Raw genomic sequence first — 10,702 nt, forward strand, 5'->3', positions numbered from 1 at the left:
GGTCAGTTCCCGGCCGCGACCGCGGTCCGGGGGCGCAGCACCATCCGCGGACCGCGCTGGGGCACCACCACCGGGCCGCGCGGCACCGCCTTCGCCGGGTCCTCCTCGACCCGCTCGAAGTCGACGTTGGTCACCAGCTCGCGCAGCATGGTCTTGATCTCGTGGATCGCGATCTGGTCGCCCATGCAGCGGGTGTGCCCGCCGCCGAACGGGATCCACGTGTACTGGCCCGGCTGCACGCCGAGGAACCGCTCCGGGCGGAACTCGTCCGGCTCGGGGTAGCGCTCCGGGTCGTTGTTCATCAGCTCGGCGCTCGGCACCAGCAGCTGACCGGGCTCGTACCGCACGTTGCCGATCACGATCGGCTTCATGACCTGACGCGCCAGGTTGTTCGGCAGCGGCGGGTTCTTCCGCAGCACCTCGTGCGCCGCGGCGGTGAGGTACTCCTGGGACGCACCCTCGGCGATCTCGGCACGCAGCTTGCCGAGCCGCTCCGGATCCCGGGAGAAGTGCTCGATCGACCAGCAGACCGCGGAGACGGTCGTCACGGTGCCGGCGACGAACATGGTCATGATCTCGTCGCGCAGTTCCACGCCCGACAGGGACGAGCCGTCCTCGTGCGTGATGCCGAGCAGGACCGACAGCATGTCGTTGCCGAGCTCACCGACCTCCAGGCGCTCGGCCACCGCCTCGGCGATCAGGGCGTCGACCCGGGGGCGGTTCTTCCAGAAGTCCTTGACGCCGGTGCCGGGCCGCTTCTTCATGAGCCGCTTCTTCGCCGGCGACCACCGGTCGAACATCAGCATCGCGGTCGGATGGGTGTTGATCTCCAGCAGGTCCATCAGCGCGTCGAGCAGCCGGGGCCAGTTGGTCGGGACCACCTTGCCGAACACGACCTCGCGGATCACGTTCATCGCCCAGCGGTGCACCAGCGGGTGCATGTCGACGACCTCGTCACGCGGCCACTGCGCGACCGCGTCCACCGTGATCTGCTCCACCGCTTCGGTGATGCGGTTGAAGGCCGCGCCCTTGAAGCTGCGGGTGAGCGCCTTGCGGCGGGCCAGGTGCTCGCCCTCGTCGAGGAAGGCGATCCCGGTGTGGCCGAAGAACTTCTCCAGCGCGCCGTTCGAGCTGCCGCAGTGCAGGCTGGTGCGCGGTCCCTGGAAGAGGGCCCGCACGTCGTCCGGGTCGGTGAGGATGAAGAACTCGACGCCCGGCAGGAAGCCCAGCCTGAACCGGGAGCCGTACAGCCGCTTGCACTCGTTCAGGAAGTCGGTGCGCTGCTGGGTGAACCGGATGAGCTGTTCACGCTGGCCCAGGGTCGGACCCGGCACCTCCGAGGACGGGATCACCGCCGTCTCCGCAGGCTTCGCGGTGTGGTCGACCGGGCAGCGCCCGGCTCTGTCCTCGACCGCCACGTCGTTCGAGTCGGGGTTCATCACTTCTCCTTGTCGTGCAGAGCTGAGTCAGCAGAAAAGCCGCACCGGACCCACGTCTCGACGGCCTCGGCGCACTTCGGGTCGTTGATCAGTTCGAAGTGGCCGGCGTCGAGGTGCACCAGATCGCCGCCGAGGTCCCACGCGGGCCAGGAATGCGTCTCGTTCGCCCGGACGTACAGGCACGGAGCCTCGACACCGGCGTCGGCGCGCTCGGCCAGCAGGCGCAGGTAGGCGCCCATCGCGAGCCAGCCGGAGTCGTCGAAGGCGAGGTCGCGGCCGCCGCTGAGCAACGCGTCCATGCTCGACGCGAACGTGCCGCCCTCGTTCGCGACGACGGACCGCGGATCCGGCGAGTCGAGCAGGACCAGGCCCGCCGCGGGCCGACCCGTGCGTTCGAGCTCGGCGGCCAGTGCGTGTGCGACGGCGCCGCCGATGGAGAAGCCGACGAGAACCACCTCGGTGTCGCCGACGGCCTGTCGGATCCCGTCCGCGAGCATCCCGATGACGGTGTTCCAGGAGCCGGGCAGCGGCTCGTCGTCACGGAAGCCGGGCAGCGAGCAGGAGAACACGTCACGGCCGCGCAGTCCCTGGGCGAGCGCCAGGAACAGGTGCGGGCCCGAGCCGACGGCGAACGACGGTACGCAGACGATGGCCGCCTGCCCCGGATCGCCCTTGGCGAGCCGCACCACCCGTGCGCCGTCCTGCGGCAGTTCCGCGGGCGAGGTGAAGGCCGGGCGGAAGCGGGAGGCCTCCATCAGCCAGCTCATCGCCCGGTCGAGCTCGCCCTCGGCGTGGGCGTGGCGAACCAGCGACGTGAACGTGCCGCGGCCGTCCGGGGCGGGGCGGGTGGCCGTGGACCCGCGGGACGCGGAAGCGTCCGGTGCGGACCCGTCACGTGTGGCCACGCCGCTCGGCGCACGTTCGCCGGCGTCGCCGGATGCGCCGTGGGGGGCCGCCTCGGCCGCCGCCACCTCGTCCGCCAGGTGCCGGACGAGCCAGCGGGCCAGACCGAAGGCGTCGGGGTGTTCGAAGATGACGGTCGACGCCACCTGAACGCCGGTCACCCGGCGCAGGCGGTTGCACAGCCGGACCACGCCGACCGAGTTGAAGCCCATCTCCCAGAAGCCCTGGTCCGATTCGACCGCGTCGCCGGACTCGTGGCCGAGGACGGCCGCGACCTGGGCCCGGATCACCTCCTGCGCCAGCGCCTCCCGCTCCTGCGCGGGCACGGCGGCCAGCTGCCGCACCAGCACTCCGCTGCTGTCGTCCGCGTCCTCGTCGTGGTGCTCGGCGGGCAGTGCCGCGATCGGGGCACCCGGTCCGGACGCGGCCGGCGCCAGCCAGTACCGCTTGCGCTGGAACGCGTAGGTCGGCAGGGGCACCCGCGCGGCCCCGGTCCCGGCGTAGAAGCCGGCCCAGTCCACCTCGATGCCGGCCGTGTGCGCCTCGGCCAGCGACAGCGCGAACCGGTCCAGGCCGCCTTCGTCGCGCCGGAGCGTCCCGATCGTGGCGACCGTCGCGACCCGGCCCTCGGCGTCGTGGGCCGTCGCGGTCTGCTCGATCGCGGTGGCCAGCAGCGGATGGGGCGACACCTCCACGAAGCGGGCCGCGCCGTCGTCGATCAGCGCGCAGATCGCGGCTTCGAAACCGACCTGGTTGCGGATGTTCCTGTACCAGTAGGTCGCGTCCAGGCCGACGGTGTCGACGTACCCGTCGACCGCCGTGGAGTAGAACGGGACCCGGCTCGCCCGGGGTGCCACCGAGGCCAACGACTCCACCAGCGCGGCCTCCAGGGGCGCGACCGCGGCGGTGTGCGAGGCGAACGCCGAACCGAGCGCGCGGGTTCGTACGCCGTCGCGTTCGCACGCGGCCTGGACCTCGACCAGGACGTCGGTGTCACCGGCGAGCACCACGGAGACCGGGCTGTTCACCACGGCGACCTCGGCCCTGCCGGCGTACGCGGCGATCCGCCGCTCGACCTCGTTGTCCGATGCCCCGATCCAGAGCAGGCCCGCGTCGCCCGGCAGCAGGTCGTGCGCGAGCCGGTTGCGCATCACCACGATCAGGGCGGCGTCCTCGAGCGACAGCGCACCGGCGACGTAGGCGGCGGCGACCTCACCCTGCGAGTGACCGACGATCACATCCGGTTCCACGCCGTGGGCCCGCCACAGCGCCGCCAGCGAGACCATCATCGCGAACATCGCGGGCTGCAGCACGTTCAACGGGATCACCCCGTCGACCACGTCCAGCGACGGCGCACCCGGCGCACCCCGCAGCACGTCCTCCAGGTTCCAGTCCACGTACGGCTCGAACGCCTTCGTGCACGCCGCGATCTCGTCCGCGAACGCCGGTGCGGTGTCCAGCAGTTGCACCGCCATCTCGGTCCAGTGCGAACCGTGGCCCGGGAACACGAACACCGTCTTGCCGTTCAGCACCTTGCCGTCGACGGTGTGGTCGGCCGGCATGTCGCCGGCCAGCGCCGCCAGCCCGTCGAGCAGCTCGGCCCGGTCCCGGGCCGCGACCGCGGCCCGCCGCGGCAGTGCCGCCCGGGTCGTCGCCGTCGAGAAGCCGACGTCGACCGGGTCGAGGCCGGGGTCGTCGAGCAGAGCGGCGTGCAGCCGCTCGGCCTGCGCCCGCAGCGCGGGCCGGGAACGGGCCGAGAGCAGCACCGGCACGGCGGGCGGCCGCTCGCCGGTGGACCGCGGCAGCGGATCCGGCGCCGGGGCCTCCTCCAGGATCACGTGCGCGTTGGTGCCGCTCATGCCGAAGGCCGAGATACCGGCCCGGCGCGGCCGGCCGTCGCTCTTCCAGGGCCGGTCCTCGAGAAGCAGCTCGACCTCGCCGGCCTCCCAGTCGACGTGCGGGGACGGCTCGTCGACGTGCAGGGTGCGCGGCAGCACTTCGTGTCGCAGCGCCTGCACCATCTTGATCACGCCGCCGACGCCGGCGGCGGGGCCGGCGTGCCCGATGTTCGACTTGAGCGACCCCAGCCACAGCGGGCCCTGGCCGTCGCGGTCCCGGCCGTAGGTCGCCAGCAGCGCCTGCGCCTCGATGGGGTCGCCCAGCTTGGTGCCGGTGCCGTGCGCCTCCACCACGTCGACCTGCGCCGCCTCCAGACCCGACGCGGCCAGGGCCGCCCGGATCACCCGCTCCTGGGAGGGGCCGTTCGGAGCGGTCAGGCCGTTGGTGGCGCCGTCCTGGTTGATCGCACTGCCGCGCAGGACCGCCAGCACCTGGTGGCCGTTGCGGCGTGCGTCCGACAGCCGTTCCAGCACGAGCAGGCCCATGCCGTCGGAGAACGACGTGCCGTCCGCGGTCGCCGCGAACGCCTTGCACAGGCCGTCCGGTGACAGACCGTGGATGCGCGCGGTGTCGGACAGGGCGGTCGGGGTGGACATCACGGTCACACCACCCGCCAGGGCGAGCGAACACTCGCCCGCCCGCAGCGCCTGCATCGCCAGGTGCAGCGCCACCAGGGACGCGGAGCAGGCCGTGTCCACGGTGACCGCCGGGCCCTCCAACCCCAGGGTGTAGGAGATCCGCCCGGACAGCACGCTCGACATCACACCGGTCATGTGGAACTGCTCGAGCTCGGGCGGCATGGCGGTGCCGTAGTCCGGGTTGACCGCACCGCAGTACACGCCGGTGTCACTGCCGCGCAGCGAGGTCGGGTCGATGCCCGCGTGCTCGAACGCCTCCCAGGCCCCCTCCAGCAGCCAACGCTGCTGGGGATCCATCGCCCGTGCCTCGTGGGGGCCGATGCCGAAGAAGCCGGCGTCGAAGTCGCCCGCGCCCTTGATGAACCCGCCGACCCGCGCGTAGGTGGTGCCGGGGTGCTCGGGGTCGGGGTGGTACAGCTCGTCGATGTTCCAGTCGCGGTCGGTGGGAAACCCACCCATGCCGTCCCGACCGGCGGCCACGAGCTCCCACAGGTCGTCCGGCGAGTTCACCCCGCCCGGGTACCGGCAGCTCATCCCGACGATCGCGAGCGGTTCGTCGACCGCTCCGCGGCGCGAGCGCACCACCGGCCGCGGGGTGTCGGCGGTCTCGGCCAGTTCGCCGACGATCACGCGGGCGATCGCCGCCGGAGTCGGGTGGTCGAAGACCATCGTCGCCGACAGCCGCAGGCCGGTGACCCGGGTCAGTCGGTTGCGCAGCTCGACGGCGCCCATGGAGTCGAGCCCCACGTCCTTGAACGGGCGCTCGGGGTCGATCGCGGTGTGGGCGTCGTGCCCGAGGACCGCGGCGAACTGCGCGCGCACCAGGTCGAGGACGACCCGCACGCGGTCCGCCTCGGGCGTCCGGGCGAGCGTGCGCGCCAGCGATCCGCCTGCGCGGCCACGGCGGGCGGGCGTCCGGACCAGTCCGCGCAGCAGCGGGGCCAGCGTTCCCTGATGGGCCCGGGCCCGCAGGTCGGCCGCGTCCAGGTGGAGCGGCGCGAGGAGGGCCGGCGTCGCCGCGCCCATCCGGTCGACCAGCTGCCGCGCCGGCCCGGGCTCCTCGGCGGCGTCCACCGAGATGCCGTCCACCGAGGTGCCGTCCACCGAGGTGCTCCAGACCAGTGCGGTCACCGGCACGCCCTCGGTGCGCCACCGGTGGCCGGCGGCGTCCAGGGCCGCGTCGGCGGCGGCGTTGGCGACTCGCCCGGCGGTGCCGAAGAGTCCGGCGCCGGAACAGACCAGCGCGAACGCGGCCAGGTCCTGACCGGCGGTCAGCTCGCGCAGCCGCAGCGCGACGTCGAGCTTCGCGCCGACCGCCCGGTCGAGCTGGTCGCCGGTGAGCGTCTCGAGGGTGCCGTCGTCGACGACCCCGGGCGCGTGGACGACCGCGGTCAGCGGAGCGTCCAGGGAGGACAGCGCGTCGGCGAGCGCGTCGGCGGTGTCGCAGACCACGGCGCGAGCGCCCGACCCGGCCAGCTCGGCGACCACCGCGTCGACGGCCTCGTCGGGGCCGCCGAAGGTCACCAGGAGCAGCTGCTCGGCGCCGTACCGCTCGGCCAGCTGCCTGGCGACCACCGGGCCGGCACCGCCCGGACCGCAGGTGATCAGGACCGTCCCGGCCCGATCCGGCACCGCTCCGGCCTCGATCGGGGGAGCGGGGGCGAGGCGGGGCGCGAACAGCGCACCCTCGCGGACTGCCAGCTCGGGCTCGTCGAGCTCACCGAGCACGGTCCAGTCCGCGATGCCGTGCTCGTCGAGATCGACGAGCACCACCGTGTCCGGATGTTCCGTCCGGGCGACGCGTACCGCACCCCAGACCGCCGCCGCCGCGGGATCGGGCACGAGGTCGCCGGCCGCGACCGCGCCGCGGGTCACCAGCACCAGCCGCGCGTCGGCCGACAAGGGGCTCGACAGCCAGCCGCGCACCGTGTCGACGGCATGCCCGGCCAGCTCCCGGACCCCGGTGTCGCCGTCCGGCGCCGTGATCGGAGCCAGGACGAGGGCGGGCGCCTGCGCGCCGCCGGCCAGCGCCGACTTCAGGGCGTCGAGATCGGCGTACCGCTCCCCGGCGGCCTCCAGGTCACCCAGGACCGCGATCCGCGCCGCCGGCGACGGCTCCGCGTCCACCGTCGTCCAGGTCAGCTCGAACAGGGAGTCCGTGCCGTGCCGCAGCGCACCGTCGAGTTCCGGCGCGGGACGGTAGCCGACCCGGCCGACCGACAGCAGCGGCCCGCCGTCGACGTCCACCGCGTCCACACGCAGCACCGAGTCCGCCGCCGTGACCCGCACCCGGGCGCGCGCCGCGGTGGTCGGTCCGAACGACACGTCCGACCACGAGACCGGCAGGTTCGGCGAAGCACCCGGCTCGGCGTCGAACAGGCCGCCCTGGAGCGCCGCGTCGAACAGCGCGGGGTGGAGTCCGTACCCGGTGCCGTCGATGTCGTCGGGCAGTGCGACCTCGGTGTAGATCTCCGCGCCGCGACGCCAGGCCGCCTGCACTCCCTGGAACAGCGGACCGTAGTCGACCCCGGCCTCCGCGAGGCGCGTGTAGAGGTCGTCGACCGGGACGGGCTCGGCGTCCACCGGCGGCCACTGCGCGTCGAACGGCACCGGCGACGCCGTGGCGCCACCGAGCCGGCCCCTGGCGTGGCAGACCGCCTCCGGCCGATCGCCGGCAGCGCCGCCGGCGGTGGCGCGCGAGTAGATCGCGATCTCGCGGCGGCCGTCGGCGTCGGCGGCACCGACGGTCACCTGGACCTGCCGCGGCTCGTCGGTGAGGACCACCTGCGCGGTGATCTCCAGCTCCTCCAGCACCGGGCAGCCGATCGCCGTTCCGGCCGTCACCGCCAGGTCGACCAGGGCGACACCGGGGACCACCAGCGCCCCGAGCACGACGTGATCGGCGATCCACGGCTGCGTGCCGGCCGCGATGCGCCCCGTGAACACCCATTCGTCGCGGTCGGCCACCGGCACCGCGGCGGAGAGGACCGCGTGGTCCAGCCCGACCTGACCGGCCGCGGACGCGTCCGCCGAGCCGGTACCGGGCGCCAGCCAGAACCGCTCGCGCTGGAACGCGTACGTCGGCAGATCCACCCGGGCCGCCGAGGTCCCGGCGTAGTAAGCCGCCCAGTCGACCTCGACTCCGGCGATCCGCGCCCCGCCGAGGAAGCGGGCGAACGTCTCGGCCTCGTCGTGCCGCGCGCGCAGCGCCGGAACCAGGACGGCGTCGTCGGCGCCGTCGAGGGTCTGCCCGGCCATCGCGGTCAGCACCGCGTCCGGGCCGAGCTCCAGGAACCGCCGGGCACCTAGCCCGTACAGGGTCCGCACACCGTCGGCGAACCGCACCGCCCGCCGGACGTGCTTCACCCAGTACATCGGGTCGGTGATCTCGTCGGTCACCCGCTCGCCGGTCACGTTCGACACGATCGCGATCTTCGGCGTGGAGAACCGCAGGCCCCGGGCGACGGCGGCGAACTCCGCCAGCATCGGCTCCATCCGCGGCGAGTGGAACGCGTGCGACACCTTCAACCGCGACGTCTTCCGGTCCGCGAAGTTCGCCAGCCACTCCTCGGCGGCGTCGGCGTCACCGGACACCACCACCGCCCGCGGGCCGTTCACCGCGGCGATCTCCAGCCGGCCCTCGTAGCCGCCCAGCGTCGCGACGACCTCGTCCTCGCCGGCCTGGACCGCCACCATCGCGCCGCCCTCCGGCAGCGCCCCCATCAACCGGCCGCGCGCCACCACCAGGGCGGCGGCGTCCGCCAGCGACAGCACCCCGGCCACGTGTGCCGCGGCGATCTCGCCCACCGAGTGCCCGATCAGGAAGTCCGGTCGCACACCGAACGATTCGACCAGCCGGTACAGCGCCACCTCGACGGCGAACAACGCCACCTGCGTGTACTCGGTGGCGTTGAGCAGCGCCGCCTCGGCGGAGTCCGGCTCCGCGCTCAGCAACGCGCGCATCGAGCGGCCGACCAGCGGATCCACCGCCGCGCACACCTCGTCCAGCGCGGTGGAGAACGTCGGGTACGTCTGCGCCAGATCGATGCCCATCCGGGCCCGCTGGGCGCCCTGACCGGTGAACAGCACCGCCGTCTTCCCGGCGACCGCCCGGAAGTCGACCGCCCCGGGCTCCCCGGCGGCCAGGGCCGTCAACGCGGCCATCAGCCCGTCCCGGTCGGCGGCCGGGACGACCGCGCGCCGTTCCAGCAGCGCGCGCGTGGTCGCCATCGAGTACCCGATGTCGGCCGGCGTCAACTCCGGCCGCTGCGCCAGGTGTTCGCACAACCGCCCGGCCTGCGCCCGCAGCGCCGCCTCGGTGCGCCCCGACAGCAGCACCGGTACGACACCCGAGGGCCGTCCTGCCGCATCCGGGTCCGTGGTCGTGCCGGGCGCCGAGGGCGCCGAGGGCGCCTCCTCCAGGATGACGTGCACGTTGGTGCCGCTCACACCGAACGACGAGACACCCGCCCGCCGCGGCCGGTCGCCCGGCCGCCACGGCTGCGAGCGCGTCAGCAGGGCGACCTGGCCGCTGTCCCAGTCCACGTTGGACGACGGGGTGTCCGCGTGCAGGGTGACCGGCAGCGTCTCGTGACGCATCGCCAGCACCATCTTGATCACGCCGGCGATACCGGCGGCCGCCGAGGTGTGCCCGATGTTCGACTTGATCGACCCCAGCCACAGCGGGCCGTTCGTCCGTTCCCGGCCGTAGGTGCGCAGCAGCGCGTGCGCCTCGATCGGGTCGCCGAGCTCCGTTCCCGTGCCGTGGCCCTCCACGGCGTCCACGTCCGCGGGCGACAGACCCGAGGTGGCCAACGCCGCCCGGATCACCCGCTCCTGCGCGGGGCCGCTCGGCGCGGTCAGCCCGTTGCTCGCACCGTCCTGGTTCACGGCGCTGCCGCGCACGACGGCCAGCACGGTGTGCCCGCGCCGCCGCGCGTCCGAGAGCCGCTCCAGCACGATGAGACCGCAGCCGTCGGCGAAGCCGGTGCCGTCGGCCCCTTCCGCGTACGCCTTGCACCGGCCGTCGGGCGCCAGCCCGCGCTGCCGGCTGAACTCGACGAGCAGGGTCGGGCTCGACAGCACGGTCACACCGCCGACCAGCGCCATCGAGCACTCGCCGCCCCGCAGCGCCTGCGCGGCCTGGTGCAGCGCCACCAGCGACGACGAACACGCGGTGTCCACCGTGACCGCCGGGCCTTCCAGCCCCAGCAGGTACGAGATCCGCCCGGCCAGCACGCTGGTCAGGATGCCCAGCCGGTACCCGCCCAGCTCCGGGGGCATCGTGGCGCCGTACTCGGAGCTGATCGCACCGCAGAAGACACCGGTGTCGCTGCCGCGCAAGGACGTCGGATCGATCCCGGCGTGCTCGAACGCCTCCCACGCGCCCTCCAGGATCAGCCGCGCCGCCGGATCCATCGCGAGCGCCTCGCGCGGACCGATCCCGAAGAAGTCGGCGTCGAACTCCGCGACCCCGTCGACGAATCCGCCCGTCCGGGCATACGTGGTCCCGGGATGATCCGGGTCCGGGTGGTACAGGCGGTCGACCTGCCAGCCGCGGTCCTCGGGCAGCGGCACCATGGCGTCGCGGCCCTGCGACAGCAGCTCCCACAGGAGCTCCGGAGACGTCGCGCCGCCGCCGAACCGGCAGCTCATTCCCACGATCGCCAGGGGCTCGGACGCTCGCGTCCGCAGCTGCCGGTTCTCCTTGCGGAGCTGCTCGTTGTCCTTGATCGACATGCGTAGCGCGTCGACAAGCTCGTTCGTGTTCGCAGTCATGCTCGTTCCTCACTTCCCGCGCGGCGGTCGGCGCGCATGTCGGCC

At 73.7% G+C, this 10,702-nt stretch carries 2 protein-coding genes; both read right to left on the reverse strand.

Translation table 11 applies throughout. The annotated features are described in order from the left end of the window. Window positions 1-2 precede the first annotated feature (2 nt). Window positions 3-1,439, reverse strand: coding sequence for a cytochrome P450 (locus F7Q99_RS16310; protein ID WP_153462274.1), 1,437 nt, complete (start codon window positions 1,437-1,439; stop codon window positions 3-5). Further along, window positions 1,439-10,657 (reverse strand): type I polyketide synthase, encoded by a 9,219-nt coding sequence (locus F7Q99_RS16315; protein ID WP_153462276.1) that lies wholly within the window; start codon window positions 10,655-10,657, stop codon window positions 1,439-1,441. The genes F7Q99_RS16310 and F7Q99_RS16315 overlap by 1 nt, the downstream gene beginning before the upstream one ends. Window positions 10,658-10,702: the final 45 nt, after the last annotated feature.

Source organism: Streptomyces kaniharaensis (assembly GCF_009569385.1).
GTDB lineage: Bacteria > Actinomycetota > Actinomycetes > Streptomycetales > Streptomycetaceae > Kitasatospora > Kitasatospora kaniharaensis.